Genomic DNA, 18602 nt, shown 5'->3' on the forward strand with positions numbered 1-18602 from the left:
AACCTGTCACCTATCCGTGCAGCAGTCCCATCAGCTCGCGAAGATGCTGGGTCGTGGCCTCACGAGCGCCGACCGTCCGGGCGCGATTGCCGCGCTGAAGCGGATTGGCTACTACCGCCTCTCGGCGTACACCTACCCGTTCAGGGAGCCGCCGACGGAAGCGGATGTTGCTGCCAAACGCACTCGCGCCGAGAACTTCCGGCCGGGGGCGCGCCTCGAGGATGCTCTCCACCTCTACGAGTTCGATCGCAAGCTCCGGGCGGTGCTGCTCCAGGCGCTTCAGGAGATCGAGGTCGGCTTCGCCACGAAAGTCGGCTACACGCTCGGCAAGCGGGCCGGCGACGGTCACCTCAAGATCCAGCATCTCGAAGCGTCAGCCTGTCGTCTCGTCAATCAAGACGGTCTTACCGAGCACGAGGCATGGGTGCAGCGCTACGAGAAGCTCCGCAAGGATGCGAAGGACGAGGAGTACGTCAAGCACCACATCCTGCACTACGGCGGCGAGATCCCGATCTGGGTGGCGACCGGATTCATGGACTTCGGCTGCCTGATCCGACTGTACGCGCTGATGGATGCTCGAGACCGGAAGAGGATCGCATACGAGCTGGGCCTGAAGGGCAACGGCTCGGACACGCTGTATCGGTCGCTACGTGCGCTGAACATCCTTCGCAACCACTGCGCGCACAGCAACCGGATCTGGAACCGGGCGACCGTCGACGTGCCGCCGAAGTTCTCGACACAGGTCGCACCCGAACAGCTGCACCATCTCAACGAGCTCGACAACGACCAGCGCCAGAAGATCTATCTGCTGATTGCTCTTACGGCACATCTCGAACGCGCCGTAAACCCGTCGAGCACCTGGGCGTGGTCGGCCTTGCCGACGCAAGCGAAGAAGCTGGGCAACGTGGGAGGAATGACACTCGAGAACACGATGGGGTTCCCCGAGGGTTGGCAGGAACTCGCACTCTGGAAGAAGTAGCTCGGAGTCACAGCGCCGCGTTCACTAGCCGAAGGGCGTGAGCAACGTGATCTCGTCCACGTCCTCGACCGATAGCTGAACGTCGTTGATCGTGGGCTCGGTGAACGTCGCGTTCCGGTTACCGTTGCGTTACCGCTGACACACTCAGGGCAAAGCGAAAGCCCCGCGATCCCAGTAGTTACAAGGGATCGCGGGGCTTCGGCGCTGGCGGTGACGGTGGGATTTGAACCCAAGCAGGAACACCTTTCATACGTGCACAACAGGCCGGCTTCGCTGTCATTCCGCGAGACTTGACCTTTCGGCCGTGTACTGCGAAGGCCCCGAGCTTTCGTCAATCTTTCTCACGGCGTTCCCACGGGCTCGGGCCTCGTCCGGGGCAAGGAAAGTGCCCTCTATCAGCCCGCGGAGCGGGTTCCTCCTTGATCGCGTGCTACTGCGTCAATGATGGCGGGGATGTCGTCGCCGGCTTGCTGCAAGAACTCGTCCTGCAGCAGCGTGGCGAGGTCGGAAACGGCGACCGTGAGCACCTCCCCGGCGGCCACCACGATGGGGATGCGGGTCTTCTTGGCCGTTTTCGCGATGCCCCAGCCGGTGGTCATCGCTTGGGGCAGCGCGAGGGACCGATCCTTCTCGGCGAAGTAGTAGGTTTCGGCGCTCTGCATGAGATCGACGCGGGTTTGCGCGAGGGCTGAGGCGATTTCGTTCATCACCAGCGCATCGGTCTCGTACGCTTCGTCGCGTTCCAGGCGGGACACGAACCCGCCTTCAACGAGACTCCGGGTCCGCAAGGTGGTAGTGCGGCGACGGTTCAGCGCGGGGTAGAGCTGCATGATCCACGATACGGCGGCGGTGAAGAGGATGAAGCCGGTGCGCGCTTCGAGCGGGGCAAGTATTCGCAGGACGGGGGTGGTCGCGACGACGTCTCCGTAGCCGAGGGTCCCAAGCGTGACGAGGGAGAGGTAGATCGACGAGAAAAGATCGGGATAGCGGTCCGGGTTGATACCCGGGGCAAAGCTGAAGCCGTCCGGCATCTGCGGCAGATAGATCAGTGTCCACCCGCAAACCTGCAGCGCTGCCCAGACGACGATGACCAGGACGATTCCCACCGGACCAGCAAGCGGTGACGGGCTCCCCCTCAGCCACCGGGATAACCGCCAGGTTCCGCGCATCACCCACGTGCTCACCCCTCCGCGACCGGCGGGGTGAAACAGCGTGTGGAACACGTCACGAAGGCCAACGAGAATCAGTGCGACACCGACTACGACGGACAGCACGTTCATGACTCCGGCAGCATCGCGTCGCTCCTCGACTTTCATTCTCTCCGCTGGTTAGGCAAGCACCACCGCTTCAGCATCAGATGGCGATGCGGCCTAACATGCCCGTCGGGCTACTACGCCAGTTACTCGGCGGGGCACTGCCGCGTGGCGGCGCGATCGAACTCGGGTACCTCGCGGGCCTCAGCCTCGGCGACAGTGGCGGCGATGCCGTTCTCCTCGATGTCCTTGATCAGCCAGTCCATCTCGAGGATCTCGTTTCGCTGAGCTTCGCTGATCGAGACCGCGAGTTCGCAGACGCGCACATCCTGAATCTGTGCCCGTTCGGAACGGGTGATGGCGAGCGAGTGATGCGGGATCATTGCGCTCATCCAGTCCGTGTCATCCACCGTGATCTGGCTGCGGTCGAGAGCGATGCCGCCGCCGATCAGCAAAACCCCGACTGCGACGATCGCGATGTTCGCTTTCGTGTTCTTGTACATGTTCAGCATCCAGGCGAGCATGACCAACACCATGGTGCCGCCCATCGTGACCGCCATGAACACACGGCTCTCGCTGAAGCGGACGTGGCCCCACTCCCACGAGCCGGCGAACATCACCCAGTACATGACGACCATCGCGGTGAGGATCATCGCCGCGAATCGCAGATACATCGTCATCTGCATTCGCGACTTCTGCCCCGTCTGGCGCTCGTTGTGGTCCCGCTGTTGGTCGTTATTCTGATTCGTCGACAAACCGATCATCTCCTCATTCACTCATTCGTACCGTCGATTGCCTCTCGTCCGTCGAGGCGCGATCGGTCGCGCGCTCAGGCGGCGAGCAACTCGACGCAGGCCTGCTCGCAGCGGCGGCACGCCTCTGCGCAGATCTTGCAGTGCTCGTGCATCTGCTCGTGCTGCTCGCACTCCTCCGCGCAAGCGGCGCACGCGGCTCGGCACGCCTCGAGGACCGCACGAATAGTGTCGGGGTTGCTGCCCGTCTGGCGGGTCAGTACGGCAGCGGTCGCGGCGCAGACGTTGGCGCAGTCCAGGTTCTTGCGGATGCATTCGGTGAGCTCCGCGACCATGTCCTCGCTGAGGCACGCGTCAGCGCACGCGGCACACGACTGGGCGCACTCCACGCACGCCTCGATACACGTCAGCAGCGCATTGCTCGCATCGGCCTTCGGGTGGGTGCGCAGCATGTCTCCCGTAATGGTCATCGTCATTGCTCCTTTCCCGCCGGGCGGATGCCCGACCAGCGGCACGCTATAACGGGTATACCCATCCACGGAGGGGGTTGCATACCGGTAGGGGGCTGCGGTACTAAGTCACACGTACGTAGCAAGCCAGAGCGTCTCGAGCACGGCCGCCATACCCAATGGGGGTATACGGTGAACTTGTCGCCATACCAACAAAGGCGACCCCCCCAGGAGGGGAAGTTGTCATGTCGATGAACGAGTTTCGGGTATGGATATGACATGCGGGCTCGATGGGGCCCGCTGAATCGCTCGCTCACTCTGTTCCACCCGATGATCGCGACGACGTTGTCGATAGGAAAGGCCCATGACCTCAAACACCTCTGACCACGCCCCTGGGGGGACGCACCCCGGGGAGCACGGTCAGCACACCGGACAGATGGCAGAGCACGACGCACACGCAGAACACGGCGGGGCACATGCGGGCCACGGCGCCGATCACGTAACGCAATTTCGTCGGCTGTTCTGGATCAACCTGATCATTGCCGTACCCGTCGTGGCGTTCTCGAGCATGTTTGCGATGCTCGTCGGATACCAGCTGCCCGACTTCCCGGGCGCCGCATTCATCGCGCCCGCGCTGGGTACCGTCATGTATGTGTGGGGCGGGCGCCCGTTCCTCACCGGTGCGGTCGCCGAATTGCGTGCCCGCACACCCGGCATGATGCTGCTGATCGCCCTCGCAATCACCGTCGCGTTCCTCGCCTCCTGGGGCGCGAGCCTCGGACTGTTGGATCACGAGCTCGAGTTCTGGTGGGAGCTGGCACTGCTGATCGTGATCATGCTCCTCGGGCACTGGATCGAGATGCGGTCGCTAGCCCAGACCACTTCGGCCCTCGACTCGCTCGCAGCGCTCTTGCCCGACGAGGCCGAACGGGTCGAGGGCGACGACGTGATCACCGTCTCACCCACCGACCTGAGGGTTGACGATGTCGTGATCGTTCGCCCCGGTGGCAGCGTTCCCGCCGACGGGCGCATCGTCGACGGCAGCGCCGACATGGACGAGTCCATGGTCACGGGCGAATCCCGCACTGTTTCACGCGGTGTGGGCGACCCGGTCGTGGCGGGTACCGTCGCGACCGATTCCGGGCTGCGCGTGCAGATCACCGCCACGGGTGACGACACCACCCTCGCCGGCATCCAACGGCTCGTCACCGAGGCGCAGGCTTCGTCATCGCGAGCACAGCGTCTCGCCGACCGCGCCGCGGCATGGCTGTTCTGGTTCGCCCTCGGCTCCGCCGTCATCACCGCGCTCGTCTGGAGCCTCCTCGGCAACCCCGATGCGGCCGTCGTCCGCACGATCACGGTGCTCGTGATCGCGTGCCCTCACGCGCTCGGGCTCGCGATCCCCCTGGTCGTCTCGATCGCAACCGAACGCGCCGCGCGCGGGGGCGTTCTCATCAAGGACCGCCTGGCGCTCGAGAGCATGCGCACGATTGACGCCGTGCTCTTCGACAAGACCGGCACCCTCACCAAGGGCGAGCCGACTATCACCGATGTGCAGACGGTCGGGGATGTCGAGCCCGACACCGTTCTGCGCCTCGCGGCCGCGGCGGAGGCCGACAGCGAGCACCCGCTCGCGAAGGCGATCGTCCGCGCCGCGCAGGACCGGGACCTCGCCGTGCCGCGCGCATCCGGCTTCCACTCCTCCCCCGCCGTCGGCGTCACCGCGACCGTCGAGGGCACCAAAATCCGGGTCGGCGGGCCGGCACTGCTCACCGAGGCCGCGGCGTCCGAAATCCCCGCCGCCGACACGTGGCGAGATGAGGGCGCGATCATCCTGCACGTCATGCAGAACGGCGCGGTCATCGGCGGGCTGCGGCTCGCGGACGAGATCCGCCCCGAATCGCGCGAAGCCGTCGAGGCGCTGCACGCCCTCGGGGTTGAGGTCGTCATGATCACCGGTGACGCAGATGCCGTCGCGCGGACGGTCGCCGGCGAACTCGGCATCGACCGGTACTTTGCGGGGGTGCGACCCGAGGACAAGTCGGCGAAGGTCGCCGAACTGCAACACGGCGGACGCAAGGTCGCGATGGTGGGCGACGGCGTGAACGATGCCCCCGCCCTCGCCCAGGCCGACGTCGGCATCGCGATCGGCGCCGGCACCGACGTCGCGATCGCCTCTGCCGGAGTCATCCTCGCCAGCTCCGACCCCCGCTCAGTGGTGTCGGTGATCGAGCTGTCGCGGGCGAGCTACCGCAAGATGCAGCAGAACCTCTGGTGGGCCGCCGGCTACAACCTGATCTCGGTCCCACTTGCCGCCGGCGTGCTCGCGCCGATCGGATTCGTACTGCCGATGTCGATCGGTGCGATCCTGATGTCGCTGTCGACGGTCGTCGTCGCCCTCAACGCCCAACTGCTCCGCCGCCTCGACCTCCGACCCGAGGCGTCCGTTCGCTCCGTTCTGAACCGCTAGAGAGGCCCTGCCATGTCGAACACCACCCAAGACCCCGTTCACGAGCCGGATTTTGCTCACGAATCCGCCGGGCACGGCTACATCACCGACAAATCCAAGTACCTCAACCGGCTGAAGCGCATCGAGGGACAAGCCCGGGGTGTGCACAAGATGATCGAGGACGACAAGTACTGCATCGACATCTTGACGCAGATCAGTGCTCTCACCAGCGCGCTGCAGGTCGTCGCCGTTGGTCTTCTCGACGATCATCTCAAGCACTGCGTCCTCAATGCCGCGCGCGCGGGCGGCGACGAGGCAGACATCAAGATCAAAGAAGCCACCGACGCCATCGCGCGACTCGTGCGGTCCTGAATTCCCACCAGGCGGAAGCACGGCGGCGGTCTGCTGAGTATTTGCGCTTCTGAGGGCCACTGATATTGGGGTTCAGGGCCACTCGCTGATCGACGCGATGGCGTCGTTGAGCGCCACCGAATATTGGGGTTCGGGGCCATCTTCCTAGGCTCCTTCTGCCGCGTGGCCTATCACGCGGCAGAAGGAGTGATTCGGATGGTACGCAAGATCAAGGTGAAGCTCGTGCTTCGGTTGCGCGCGGAGGGGCTCACGGGTCGGCAGATCGCCGCGCAGGGCATGTCCCGCACCAGTGTGGCCCTGGTGCTCGACGCCGCCGACCGGGAGGGCATCGGCTGGGACGACATCGCCGAGCTCGACGAAGCGGACGTGTATGCGCGGCTGTTCCCCGGGCGTGGTGAGCACGAGAGTGTTCACGCGCAGCCGGACTGGGACAAGGTGCATCGGGAACTCGCGAGGGTCGGGGTGACGTTGAAGCTGCTGCATGGCGAGTACGTCGATGCCTGCCGTGCCAAGGGCGAGACGGCGATGGGCTACGACCGGTTCTGCAAGACCTACCAGCGTCACGTGCTGGTGATCGGGGCGGCGTCGCGGGTCGGTCACAAGGCCGGGCAGACGGTCGAGGTCGACTGGTCGGGCAAGACGATGCAGCTGGTCGATCCGGTCACCGGCACCACGACGAGGGTCTACCTGTTCGTCGCGAGCCTGCCGTTCTCCCGCTACTCGTTCGTCGAGCCGACGCTGGATATGAAGCAGGACACCTGGTTGCGCGCGAACACGGCGATGTTCGACTGGTTCGGCGGGTCCGTCCCGCGGATCGTTCCGGACAACCTGAAGGCGGGTGTGATCAAGCACCCTGCCGAGGGCGAGGTGGTGCTGAACGACGCGTATCGGGAGCTCGCGGCGCACTATTCGGCGGCGGTGCTGCCGGGACGGGTGAAGAAGCCGAAGGACAAGCCGAGTGTCGAGGGCACGGTCGGGAACGTTGCGACGGTGGTGATCGCGGCTCTGCGCAACCAGCGGTTCGCGACGCTGCCGGAGTTGCGGGCCGCGGTCTACGAACGCGTCGCCGCTTACAACGCGAAGCCGTTCCAGAAGCGCGCCGGCTCCCGGCTGAGCGTGTTCGAGGGTGAGGAGAAGCCGCTGCTGCGGCCGCTGCCGCAGGTTCCGTTCGAGATCTCGCAGTGGCTCTACGGCCGCAAGGTTCAGAAGAACGGGCATGTGGTGTTCGAGCGGAACTTCTACTCCGTCCCTTACGAGAACATCGGTCGGTCTGTCGACCTGCGCATCACCGACACCATGTTGGAGGTGTTCGCCGGGGATCAGCGGCTCACCAGTCATCTGCTCGCCCCGGCCGGGGTGGTCAACGAGTACCGGACGCATGACAGCGATCTGCCCGATGGGCCCCGCTACCAGCAGATGGACCCGCAACGGGCGCGGGAGTGGGCCGCTCGGGTCGGGGAGCACACCACGACGATCGTGAACCGGATCTTCGAGTCCGTCCCGGTCGATGAGCAGGGGCTCGGGGCTGCGCTGGCAGTGCTGCGGATGACCCGACGCTACTCCGCCGCCCGTGTCGAAGCCGCCGCTGGCATCGCGCTCGAGTCCCGCGTCCGATCACCCAGGTATGCGCACCTGCGGCCGATCCTCGACTCGAATCAGGACCAACGCGGCAGAGGCCCATGGTTCGAACCCGCCGACGAGGAACCCGTCGGCTACGTCCGCGGCGCCGACTACTACGCAGGAGGCACCCGATGAGCCGGCTCGACTCCGAGACGAAGCGGAAGCTGCGGGAGATGGGCGTCCCCGCCCTCGTCGACGCGCTCGACATCCAGGACGAGGGCCTCACGATGGGGCTGGTGTTCGAGGAGAGGATCAAGCTCGCCGTCGACGACGCCCACGCCGCGTTCACCCACTCCAAAGTCGAAGGCCTCATCCGACGAGCGGGCCTGCGCTACCCGAACGCGGACCTCCGCCGCGTCGACATGCTCGAACAACGCGGCCTGGACCGGGGTGTGATCGCGCAGCTCGGGACCTGCCAGTTCATCACGAGGCACATGAACGTCGTGTTCCAAGGCTTCACCGGCTCCGGGAAGAGCTATCTCGGCTCGGCGTTGGCGAAGCAGGCGTGTCAGCACCGCTACCGGGCGCACTACATCCGCATGCCCGACCTCGAAGAGACCTGGGCCGCCGCGAAAGACAAGCCAGCGGGTCGGGAGAAGTGGTTGCGGAAGTACTCCACGTTCACCCTCCTCGTGATCGACGAATGGCTGCTCGATCCACCCACCGACGACGTCCGGTCCATGCTGCTCGAGCTCCTCGAACGCCGTTACGACGCGACCTCGACGGTGTTCTGCACCCAGTACGCGAAGAAGGACTGGCACCAGCGCCTCGGCGGAGGGGTCCACGCCGACGCGATCATGGACCGCATCGTCCACAACGCCCTCTGGATCGAGACCGGCGACGTCAACATGCGCGAGCACACCGCCGCCGCGGCCAACTGAACCCGGGCCGGTGAGCGTCGCACCTGCGGGGGTGGCGCTCACCGGCAATACCGGTGACCCCGAGAGTGAATACCGAGTGGCCCTGAACCGCAATAATCAGTGGCGCTCACGACTCCAAATACTCAGTCTGCCGCACACCGCGCGCCAACATCGCCTCACCCCTCCGTCTCTCCACCCGCGTATCGCGCGGCAGACGCGGCGCAGTGTGCTCAGCCGCGAGCCGCGCGAAGGGAGTTCGGCGGATGGACACCCATAGGAGTGAGGCGCACCCTCCAGATGCAAGGACAGTGACCCGGCGCCCGAGGCCTCAAGACGGCTTGCGGCTGGCCACCATTGCCCCGACGATCACCAGCAGCGCGGCAGCAGGATAGCCTGCGGCGAGGTCGACCCAACCTTCCGGTTGAGTTGGCCCGAAAGTTTCCAAATGCGCAAGCCAGTGGATGATGCCAACCACTGCTCCACCGATCATGATCACTTGACCTGCGCGGAGATATATCCGGCGGCGGCGGAAACGCTTCTGGAATTCTTCTTGGGTGGGCTCTCTACGCGGCGTGTCCATATGTTCTCCTCGCTTGTGGGGGTTTTGCAGCACCAACATGCTGCGGCGACAAGTGCTGCACCTCGGCGATCAAATTGTGCCGACACGAACAGTTGGTGCGACCGAGTCGGGCCGCGCCGCTGGCGGTTCAGGGCAGACCGCACTTTTAGGCGAGCGCGGGCGCACGTGCCGGTACGGACCTCGCCATTTGGTACGTGCGTCACGTTCACGGCGCCTTCAAATCGGCGCAGGCATCGTGGTAGCGAGTCACGCATCATAAGTGCCTCAGCGGAATCGTGCTCCGGCGGATGACTTCGACGAGAGTCCAGCCACCGCACCCGCCGCGAATAGCAGAACGAGGACGCCCACGCCGATCCGGTCGAACCATGGTGCTACCGCCATCGCTGGAGTGACCGAGTCGGATAGCGGCGCTTCGGCGACCATGGCGGAGCTTGTGAATGGTGCCATCGTGGCGATCTCTGCGCCGTCGGGCCCGATGATCGCGGATGATCCCACGGTAGACACGTTCGCCACGGATCGAGCCGTCTCCATCGCGCGGGCGCGCGCGATGGAGAGCTGCTGCTCACCCTGAGCTGAATCCCCGAAGTCAGCATTATTGGACGGGACGATCAGAATCTCGGCTCCCGTAGCGATAGTTTCCCGGACGAGCTGGTCGGAGACGATATCGAAGCAGAGTGCCAGACCGATCGGGACGCCGTTCACCTGGACGGTGGCGGCTGTCGTTCCCGGGGTCATATCGACAGGAATCAGCGACGGAACGAACGGCAGGAGGCTTGACCAAGCTGCACGGTCCGGAAGGTATTCGGCGAAAGGGACCGGGTACCTCTTGTCATATTGTTCGACTACTCCCACGCCCGCGCGCCAGACGAGTGCGCTGTTGAAGACCTGATCGTCGTCTACCGTGAGCGTGCCGAAAAGGATAGGCGCGCTCACCCGATCGGCGATGCCGTCGAGCGTGGCTTGAACCTCGGCGGTTCGCGCGACGTCAACATCAACAGAATTCTCGGGCCACACCAGAAGATCGAGATCTTCGTCATACAGCGATTGCGTTGCACGCACATGATCCGCAAAGATTCTCCCCGGCGCACTGGCGTTGAAGATGCCGGCATCCGAGTTGCCCTGCGCTGCACCGAGCCGCATACTTCCCGTCTCATTGAAGGAGAAAGAGGGAACGGCTAAAAGAACGACGAGAAGTACGAGTGGAGCGGACGCGGACCCCAATCTGCGCGAACGCGCGACCTGCACGGCCATCGTGCTCATTATGACAACGGCGAAAGTGGTTCCGGCAACCCCGACCCACGGCAGTAGGTCGCGCAATGGGCCGTCCACCTGGCTGTAGGCGATTCGACCCCAGGCGAAGCCACCATACGGCCAGTTCCCGGTAACGAAATCGCGTCCGACCCATGCCGCTCCCACCAGCACGGGAACCACCACCATCCGGGTGACGTCTCCCGGAATCCACTCCTCAATCGTCCTCCACCCGGAGATCATGATTGCGGCGGCGCCCACCGACATGAGCACCTGCAACGCGACGAGTGCTGCCCAGGGTGCGGGACCGAGATAGGTCGTCAACCAGACAATATGAATGCCCCAGAAACATGCCGCTCCCGCCGCGGCTCCCGCCAGCGCATGGGTCATTCGAGGTGCTGTCAGAACACAGACCTGCAGCGCCACGCCCACGAGCGCGAAGGGCCAAGACCCGACGGGAGGGAACGCGAGCGTCGTGAGAGAACCCCCCAGTGCGCCGAGAGCCAGAGTCCTCAGGAAGGCATATCGGGGCGCCCGTCGCCGCGCCAACTTCGCGTGGCGGGGGCGAACCGCCTCGAGCGGGACCGGGATGGTCACGGTCCTGGGGGGTTATCGCCCGCCACGCGGGGGTCGGAGGCGGACGCTACGAAGGTTGAGCGGTGGGATTGCCTCTCACTCTCGAGAGTGTGGCCGCTCTCCTGGTCGCTTGAAGCGGTTTTCGGGGAGCGGCCCTGTCGGTAAACGCTTGGTTCGGGCTCCGGGTGCCGGGCCGCTTGGACAACGACGAGAACCACGCCGGCAATCGCGTGAGTATTTGCGCTTCTGAGGGCCACTGATATTGGGGTTCAGGGCCACTCGCTGATCGACGCGATGGCGTCGTTGAGCGCCCGAATATTGGGGTTCGGGGCCATCTTCCTAGGCTCCTTCTGCCGCGTGGCCTATCACGCGGCAGAAGGAGTGATTCGGATGGTACGCAAGATCAAGGTGAAGCTCGTGCTTCGGTTGCGCGCGGAGGGGCTCACGGGTCGGCAGATCGCCGCGCAGGGCATGTCCCGCACCAGTGTGGCCCTGGTGCTCGACGCCGCCGACCGGGAGGGCATCGGCTGGGACGACATCGCCGAGCTCGACGAAGCGGACGTGATGCGCGGCTGTTCCCCGGGCGTGGTGAGCACGAGAGTGTTCACGCGCAGCCGGACTGGGACAAGGTGCATCGGGAACTCGCGAGGGTCGGGGTGACGTTGAAGCTGCTGCATGGCGAGTACGTCGATGCCTGCCGTGCCAAGGGCGAGACGGCGATGGGCTACGACCGGTTCTGCAAGACCTACCAGCGTCACGTGCTGGTGATCGGGGCGGCGTCGCGGGTCGGTCACAAGGCCGGGCAGACGGTCGAGGTCGACTGGTCGGGCAAGACGATGCAGCTGGTCGATCCGGTCACCGGCACCACGACGAGGGTCTACCTGTTCGTCGCGAGCCTGCCGTTCTCCCGCTACTCGTTCGTCGAGCCGACGCTGGATATGAAGCAGGACACCTGGTTGCGCGCGAACACGGCGATGTTCGACTGGTTCGGGGTCCGTCCCGCGGATCGTTCCGGACAACCTGAAGGCGGGTGTGATCAAGCACCCTGCCGAGGGCGAGGTGGTGCTGAACGACGCGTATCGGGAGCTCGCGGCGCACTATTCGGCGGCGGTGCTGCCGGGACGGGTGAAGAAGCCGAAGGACAAGCCGAGTGTCGAGGGCACGGTCGGGAACGTTGCGACGGTGGTGATCGCGGCTCTGCGCAACCAGCGGTTCGCGACGCTGCCGGAGTTGCGGGCCGCGGTCTACGAACGCGTCGCCGCTTACAACGCGAAGCCGTTCCAGAAGCGCGCCGGCTCCCGGCTGAGCGTGTTCGAGGGTGAGGAGAAGCCGCTGCTGCGGCCGCTGCCGCAGGTTCCGTTCGAGATCTCGCAGTGGCTCTACGGCCGCAAGGTTCAGAAGAACGGGCATGTGGTGTTCGAGCGGAACTTCTACTCCGTCCCTTACGAGAACATCGGTCGGTCTGTCGACCTGCGCATCACCGACACCATGTTGGAGGTGTTCGCCGGGGATCAGCGGCTCACCAGTCATCTGCTCGCCCCGGCCGGGGTGGTCAACGAGTACCGGACGCATGACAGCGATCTGCCCGATGGGCCCCGCTACCAGCAGATGGACCCGCAACGGGCGCGGGAGTGGGCCGCTCGGGTCGGGGAGCACACCACGACGATCGTGAACCGGATCTTCGAGTCCGTCCCGGTCGATGAGCAGGGGCTCGGGGCTGCGCTGGCAGTGCTGCGGATGACCCGACGCTACTCCGCCGCCCGTGTCGAAGCCGCCGCTGGCATCGCGCTCGAGTCCCGCGTCCGATCACCCAGGTATGCGCACCTGCGGCCGATCCTCGACTCGAATCAGGACCAACGCGGCAGAGGCCCATGGTTCGAACCGCCGACGAGGAACCCGTCGGCTACGTCGCGGCGCCGACTACTACGCAGGGGCACCCGATGAGCCGGCTCGACTCCGAGACGAAGCGGAAGCTGCGGGAGATGGGCGTCCCGCCCTCGTCGACGCGCTCGACATCCAGGACGAGGGCCTCACGATGGGGCTGGTGTTCGAGGAGAGGATCAAGCTCGCCGTCGACGACGCCCACGCCGCGTTCACCCACTCCAAAGTCGAAGGCCTCATCCGACGAGCGGGCCTGCGCTACCCGAACGCGGACCTCCGCCGCGTCGACATGCTCGAACAACGCGGCCTGGACCGGGGTGTGATCGCGCAGCTCGGGACCTGCCAGTTCATCACGAGGCACATGAACGTCGTGTTCCAAGGCTTCACCGGCTCCGGGAAGAGCTATCTCGGCTCGGCGTTGGCGAAGCAGGCGTGTCAGCACCGCTACCGGGCGCACTACATCCGCATGCCCGACCTCGAAGAGACCTGGGCCGCCGCGAAAGACAAGCCAGCGGGTCGGGAGAAGTGGTTGCGGAAGTACTCCACGTTCACCCTCCTCGTGATCGACGAATGGCTGCTCGATCCACCCACCGACGACGTCCGGTCCATGCTGCTCGAGCTCCTCGAACGCCGTTACGACGCGACCTCGACGGTGTTCTGCACCCAGTACGCGAAGAAGGACTGGCACCAGCGCCTCGCGGAGGGGTCCACGCCGACGCGATCATGGACCGCATCGTCCACAACGCCCTCTGGATCGAGACCGGCGACGTCAACATGCGCGAGCACACCGCCGCCGCGGCCAACTGAACCCGGGCCGGTGAGCGTCGCACCTGCGGGGGTGGCGCTCACCGGCAATACCGGTGACCCCGAGAGTGAATACCGAGTGGCCCTGAACCGCAATAATCAGTGGCGCTCACGACTCCAAATACTCACGCGACGACGAGCGCTGTGAGCACGTTTATCTTGACGCCCCAGATTTCGAGTTCGGTGGGGTCGATACGAATGGATTCCAACCATGCCCTGCCCGTGCCGTAGATGAGCAGGTAGACGCCGAGCGCCCTGCCCCACCTCAGGTCATAGCGACGCTCCAGAAGAAGGATTGTCGCGGCGCCTGCGAGATTCCACAACATCTCGTACAGAAAGAGCGGGTGAAAGAGCGTGCCCGGCGGCAAACCCTCCGGGAAAGCGGCGCTCTGCGGGTCGATTTGAAGCCCCCACGGAAGAGTGGTTGGAAGGCCGTAGAGCTCTTGATTGAAGTAGTTCCCCAGCCGACCCACTGCTTGCGCGATGAGCATGGCCGGCGCGAGTGCGTCGGCGAAGGACAGGAACCGGATTCCGGCAATGCGGCATCCGATCATCGCGGCAGCGCCCCCGACGAGGACGGCACCGAAGATGGCGAGTCCCCCCTCCCAGACATACAGCACGCGCCACAGATCAGCGCCCGGGTAGAAGTAGTCGTTGGGATGGGTGATCACATGGTAAACACGTCCACCGGCGATTCCGAAAGGGACTGCCCACAGCGCGATGTCGACGACAACGCCGCGGGCGCCACCTCGTCGTTCGAGGCGCCGAGAAGCCAGCCACGTGGCGATCGCAATCCCGAGAATGATGAAGAGCGCATAGAAGCGAAGCTCGAATACGCCGAGATCGATAGAACTGATGGAGGGGCTGGGAATGCCCGCCGTGAACATCAGCCCGCCGACGTTCACGGCTTCACCTTTGCCGACAGCCACGCGTAGGGGTCGATGTAGGTGCCGTCGGCACGCATCATACCGAGGTGTAGGTGGGGGCCTCCGCTCAGTCCGGTATCGCCGACTTTGCCGACGAGGTCACCGACACTGACCGAATCACCGACCCGCAGAGCCAGCGTTCCGACTGCCATGTGTGCGTACAGGCTGCTGATTTTCTCCCCGTCGACGACGTGGTCGATGATCGCGTACACGCCCCACTGGCTGCTGTCGCTGGCTGACGCTTCCCGCACGACGCCATCGGCGACCGCTTGGATCGCCGAGCCGGCGCCCGGGTTCATATCTATCCCGTTGTGATCTTGCGGGCAACCGGGGCACGGTGATTCGCGCCATCCGAACCCGCTGCTGATCGGAACCCCGGTCAGAAACGGCCACTGGATCGCGCCGCTGTAGTTGACGAATGTGGATGCTGTCTGCGCGTACACTCCCGTCGTGATCGCACTCGCGCTGACGTAGGTTCCTCGGTCGAGGGGCGCGCCTGTCACCTGGATGTCAAGATCCAGCGATTGGGCCTCCCCGGCGGAGCCACTTGCTTCCGTCGTGTCGCTCGACACCCCTGCCGGGAATGAGGCGCCGCTGGCGGGAAGAGCGAAACTTAGCGCTAGAGCTACCGCGGACGACATCGCGGTCGCTGACACAATCTGTCGCCGGAACGACGAACGACGCATCACGGCGAGCGGAGGGTGGGGTAGCGCTGATGGCGAAAATCTCCGGCGCTCCTTTTCGCTCTCCCTGATGCTTCGGCGGGTCGGCGAGGTAGCGGGCATGGACGGGTCTGACGATGAGGGCATTGTGATTCCGGAAGGAGACTAAGTCGCGCGCACCGGCGCGGAAGAAAAGCGAGAGGATCCAGTTAGCGGATCACTCGTGACACGGTCGAGGATCATGAGGCAGACCGGTCTTGGCTCACGCCGCACAGCGCCGAAAGAAACGCGGTGTGGGTCGGCAACGAGCACCGTGACGAAAACGGGTGCGCTCAGGTCCGACTGATCGAGAGGACGTGAAGATCTGGTGCGCTATGCAGGAGCGCCCGCGCGCGGAAACCCGCCCCTGAGGGGGGAACCAGACGTGTCGACAGCCAGAATCGCCGCGACGTCCGCGCGAGCCCGAGGCCTAAGGCAGCGACGAATGCGCACACCGCGACGACCATGCACGCGAGCAGGTCCTCCATGTGGGATGAGCAATTCGAATCGCAGGGTGCAGCAACGAAAGACGAACCGCCCGATACGGAGGACATTATCGGGTTGTCCTCAATGCTCTGCGAAAGGGAAACTTCCGACGATCGTGCGACGTTGTGCTCGCCTCCGGCATGCATCGCCAGAAGGGCGAGCACGAAAAGCGACATGAGCGTGGCAAGCCAGAGGGTCGCGCCTTGAGTGCGTGCGCCGTCGCGAAGAATGTTCACTCGCGCCTTCCTGCCGCAGGGCTCGTTACGTGATCGTGATGACCTCAGAGTACAAGATCTGCGTCCGAGACTTTCCTGTGAACCACATCCGGGGACTGCTGCACGGATAGGTGACAGGTTGTAGTCACGCCGCCAGTGCGACGGTCGTGTTCATGATGTTCTCGAACTCGATGGGCGTCAAACGCCCGAGCCGACGCTGTCTGCGTCGGCGGTGATAGGTCCGTTCGATCCAGGTGACAATCGCGATCCGCAACTGCTCACGGGTGGTCCAAGTGCGGCGGTCGAGGACGTTCTTCTGCAGCAAGGCGAAGAACGATTCCATCGCCGCGTTGTCCCCGCTCGATCCAACTCTTCCCATGCTCCCGACCATGCGATGGCGGGCCAGAGCACGCAGGAACTTCCGACTGCGAAATTGACTGCCCCTATCGCTATGCACGATGCAGCCGGCGACGTCGCCGTGCATTGCGACCGCGTTCTCGAGAGCCTGAACGGCCAGCCGCGACTTCATCCTGGAGTCGATCGAGTACCCGACGATCCGGCCGGAGAACGCGTCTTTGATCGCGCAGCAGTAGAGCTTGCCTTCCGCGGTCTTGTGCTCCGTGATGTCGACGAGCCAGAGTTCGTTCGGCGCGTCGGCCGCGAACACGTGCCGCGTCCGTCCGTCCTCGTCGACCACCGCGCAGAGATCGTCGTGCACCGGCGGACCCGGTCGGCGTCCTTTGCTGCGCTTGGGCTTCCCGAACGCGCTGAACCAGCCGTTGCTGGACGCGATCCGCCACGCCGTCCGATCCGACATGGATTCGCCCGCTTCGGCGGCTTCGTCGGCAAGGAGCCGGTGCCCGAAAACTCGGGATCGTCCCTATGCGCGTCGAACAGCGCGTTCGCGCGATACGCCTCCACCACCTCGCTGGTAGCGATGGGGTCCGCGAGCCACCGGTAGTAGGGCTGGCGGGAGAGCTTGAGCACCGACACGTCACCGTCACAGGGATCCCCGCGGCGGCGAGCTCCGTCACGAGCGGGTAGAACCTTTTCCCGGCAGGTTCGCCTGCGACAGATACGCCGCGGCCCGCCGGAGCACCTCGTTCTCCTGCTCGAGCAGCCGGTTCCGCTTCCTCAGCTCACGGATCTCAGCCGCCTCGGTGCGGGTCTGGCCAGGCTTGGCGCCCTCGTCGATATCGGCGCGACGCATCCACTTCTGCAGCGTCATCGGGTGGACCCCGAAGTCTTTCGCGATCTGCTCGATCGTCACTCCGGGCTCACGGCTCCTCGCGACGCGGACCACGTCGTCACGGAACTCGGTGGGATAAGGCTTTGGCACGATGCCATCCTTCCAGGCCGCCCTCCCGGGCAAGCCAGATCAGATGTCACCTACTCGTGCAGCAGTCCCTTCAGCAGCGATGACACTAGACACCTATGCGGACCTCTTCGACGACGACCTCGACAACGTCGCCGAGGCCTTGAGTAGAGCGCGTCAAGCAACGATCACACTATTAGAGGTGACACAGCCAACTCCGCCAAACCAAATCATGCCTTCATCGACCGCACATGCCTTTCTCCCGCTGAATGGTGGCGGACTGAGCCGATAAGGCGGGACGGTAGCGCCGCTTGCCCACCCACTGCGTTCGCGCGACGGTGGGTCAGACTGCGCGGAGGAGATACTTGGCGAAAATCCCGTCGTCGCCATAGCCGGCTTCCTCGATCGCGAAGCCTGCCTCGGTGAGCATTGGTTCGAGTAGCCACGTGAAGGTGGAGTGCTCGTCTCGGACGTGTTCTTCGAGGTCGGCACGCGTCCATCCGCCTTCCTCGTCCGCGTAGCCGGTCGAGCACCAGTGCTCGATCCGTTCGATCGCACTTTCCAGCGGAAAGTGGTACACGACATCCCACAGGCGGAGGATCCCGCCAGGGCGAAGCATCGCTCGGATGCGCGCAAGCGCGATGGCCTTCCAGAAGTCGGGGAGGTGGTGCAGCGCGTAGCGGGAGTAGACGAGATCGACCGATTCGGACGGGCGCTCGTAAGTTAGGTACCCCGCCTCCACGATATGGAGCGACGAACCTGCGGCTTCCGCTTTCTCACGGAGGACCCTGAGCATCACAGGTGAGGGATCCACGGCCGTCACGTTTTCCCACTGCTCTGCGGCGAGCAGTGCGAACTGCCCCGTTCCGGCTCCGAGATCGACGACATCCGAGCTCCCGGCCGGAAACACCTTCCGCAGGGCTGCGATCTCGCTCGCTGCGCCGGCGTCTTCCTTCGCGTCGTAGTGGGCCACGTGCTCAGGATCGGTGTTCTCTCGACCCAGAGACGTTGTCTCATCCAAGAACCACGTCGGTCGCTGCATGCCGCCCACCATATCGAGTGGTAGCGGCATGGCTTCTAGTTGTTGTGTCTCGTGAGGTTGGTGACGGGCGGCGGGTCGGCGGGGAGTAGGTGAG

13 protein-coding genes and 3 pseudogenes are annotated in these 18602 nt (G+C 64.8%); 7 read left to right on the plus strand and 9 right to left on the minus strand.

Annotated features, from left to right (window positions below):
• Nucleotides 1-16: 16 nt before the first annotated feature.
• Complete coding sequence (locus tag RYJ27_RS12200) at nucleotides 17-979, plus strand: Abi family protein (protein ID WP_330170567.1); 963 nt, start codon at nucleotides 17-19, stop codon at nucleotides 977-979.
• Between the two features lie 395 nt (nucleotides 980-1374).
• Here RYJ27_RS12200 and RYJ27_RS12205 read toward each other — a convergent pair whose 3' ends face one another.
• The 3 genes from RYJ27_RS12205 to RYJ27_RS12215 form a co-directional block, all read right to left on the minus strand.
• Complete coding sequence (locus tag RYJ27_RS12205) at nucleotides 1375-2085, minus strand: potassium channel family protein (RefSeq protein ID WP_330170568.1); 711 nt, start codon at nucleotides 2083-2085, stop codon at nucleotides 1375-1377.
• 293 nt (nucleotides 2086-2378) lie between these two features.
• On the minus strand, nucleotides 2379-2996 hold the full coding sequence (locus RYJ27_RS12210) for a DUF305 domain-containing protein (protein WP_330170569.1): 618 nt from the start codon (nucleotides 2994-2996) through the stop codon (nucleotides 2379-2381).
• Nucleotides 2997-3061: 65 nt separating this feature from the next.
• Entirely contained in the window at nucleotides 3062-3454 is a 393-nt protein-coding gene (locus tag RYJ27_RS12215) for a four-helix bundle copper-binding protein (protein WP_422732839.1), read from the minus strand.
• A 415-nt stretch (nucleotides 3455-3869) separates the two neighbouring features.
• Between RYJ27_RS12215 and RYJ27_RS12220 the strand changes: the two genes are divergently transcribed.
• From RYJ27_RS12220 to RYJ27_RS12235, 4 genes are all read left to right on the plus strand, one after another.
• Complete coding sequence (locus RYJ27_RS12220) at nucleotides 3870-5903, plus strand: heavy metal translocating P-type ATPase (RefSeq protein WP_330170570.1); 2034 nt, start codon at nucleotides 3870-3872, stop codon at nucleotides 5901-5903.
• A 12-nt stretch (nucleotides 5904-5915) separates the two neighbouring features.
• A complete protein-coding gene (locus RYJ27_RS12225; RefSeq protein ID WP_330170571.1) occupies nucleotides 5916-6254 on the plus strand; it encodes a metal-sensitive transcriptional regulator in 339 nt (112 codons plus the stop codon).
• Between the two features lie 195 nt (nucleotides 6255-6449).
• A complete protein-coding gene (gene istA / locus RYJ27_RS12230) occupies nucleotides 6450-8009 on the plus strand; it encodes an IS21 family transposase (RefSeq protein WP_330170572.1) in 1560 nt (519 codons plus the stop codon).
• On the plus strand, nucleotides 8006-8755 hold the full coding sequence (locus tag RYJ27_RS12235) for an ATP-binding protein (protein WP_330170573.1): 750 nt from the start codon (nucleotides 8006-8008) through the stop codon (nucleotides 8753-8755). The genes istA (RYJ27_RS12230) and RYJ27_RS12235 overlap by 4 nt, the downstream gene beginning before the upstream one ends.
• A 307-nt stretch (nucleotides 8756-9062) precedes the next feature.
• On the opposite strand, the gene RYJ27_RS12240 is transcribed toward RYJ27_RS12235, so the two are convergent.
• Both RYJ27_RS12240 and lnt read right to left on the minus strand, forming a co-directional pair.
• Nucleotides 9063-9314 (minus strand): hypothetical protein, encoded by a 252-nt coding sequence (locus RYJ27_RS12240; protein WP_330170574.1) that lies wholly within the window; start codon nucleotides 9312-9314, stop codon nucleotides 9063-9065.
• A gap of 264 nt (nucleotides 9315-9578) precedes the next feature.
• Nucleotides 9579-11159 (minus strand): apolipoprotein N-acyltransferase, encoded by a 1581-nt coding sequence (lnt, locus tag RYJ27_RS12245; RefSeq protein ID WP_330170575.1) that lies wholly within the window; start codon nucleotides 11157-11159, stop codon nucleotides 9579-9581.
• Between the two features lie 369 nt (nucleotides 11160-11528).
• Between lnt and istA (RYJ27_RS12250) the strand changes: the two are divergent.
• Both istA (RYJ27_RS12250) and RYJ27_RS12255 read left to right on the plus strand, forming a co-directional pair.
• Nucleotides 11529-12995, plus strand: a pseudogene (gene istA / locus RYJ27_RS12250) (IS21 family transposase); the annotation flags it as partial.
• Nucleotides 12996-13078: 83 nt separating this feature from the next.
• Nucleotides 13079-13826: pseudogene (locus RYJ27_RS12255) on the plus strand (ATP-binding protein).
• A 122-nt stretch (nucleotides 13827-13948) separates the two neighbouring features.
• On the opposite strand, the gene lgt reads toward RYJ27_RS12255, so the two are convergent.
• The 4 genes and pseudogenes from lgt to RYJ27_RS12275 all read right to left on the minus strand — a co-directional run bounded on the left by lgt (nucleotide 13949) and on the right by RYJ27_RS12275 (nucleotide 18508).
• Complete coding sequence (lgt, locus tag RYJ27_RS12260; RefSeq protein ID WP_330170577.1) at nucleotides 13949-14752, minus strand: prolipoprotein diacylglyceryl transferase; 804 nt, start codon at nucleotides 14750-14752, stop codon at nucleotides 13949-13951.
• Nucleotides 14725-15321 (minus strand): M23 family metallopeptidase, encoded by a 597-nt coding sequence (locus RYJ27_RS12265; protein WP_330170578.1) that lies wholly within the window; start codon nucleotides 15319-15321, stop codon nucleotides 14725-14727. Before RYJ27_RS12265 ends, lgt begins: the two co-directional genes overlap by 28 nt.
• 975 nt (nucleotides 15322-16296) lie before the next feature.
• Nucleotides 16297-17490: pseudogene (locus RYJ27_RS12270) on the minus strand (IS3 family transposase).
• Nucleotides 17491-17809: 319 nt separating this feature from the next.
• Complete coding sequence (locus RYJ27_RS12275; protein ID WP_103663401.1) at nucleotides 17810-18508, minus strand: class I SAM-dependent methyltransferase; 699 nt, start codon at nucleotides 18506-18508, stop codon at nucleotides 17810-17812.
• Nucleotides 18509-18602: the final 94 nt, after the last annotated feature.

Source organism: Microbacterium limosum, assembly GCF_036324365.1.
In the GTDB taxonomy this organism is placed as follows: domain Bacteria; phylum Actinomycetota; class Actinomycetes; order Actinomycetales; family Microbacteriaceae; genus Microbacterium; species Microbacterium limosum.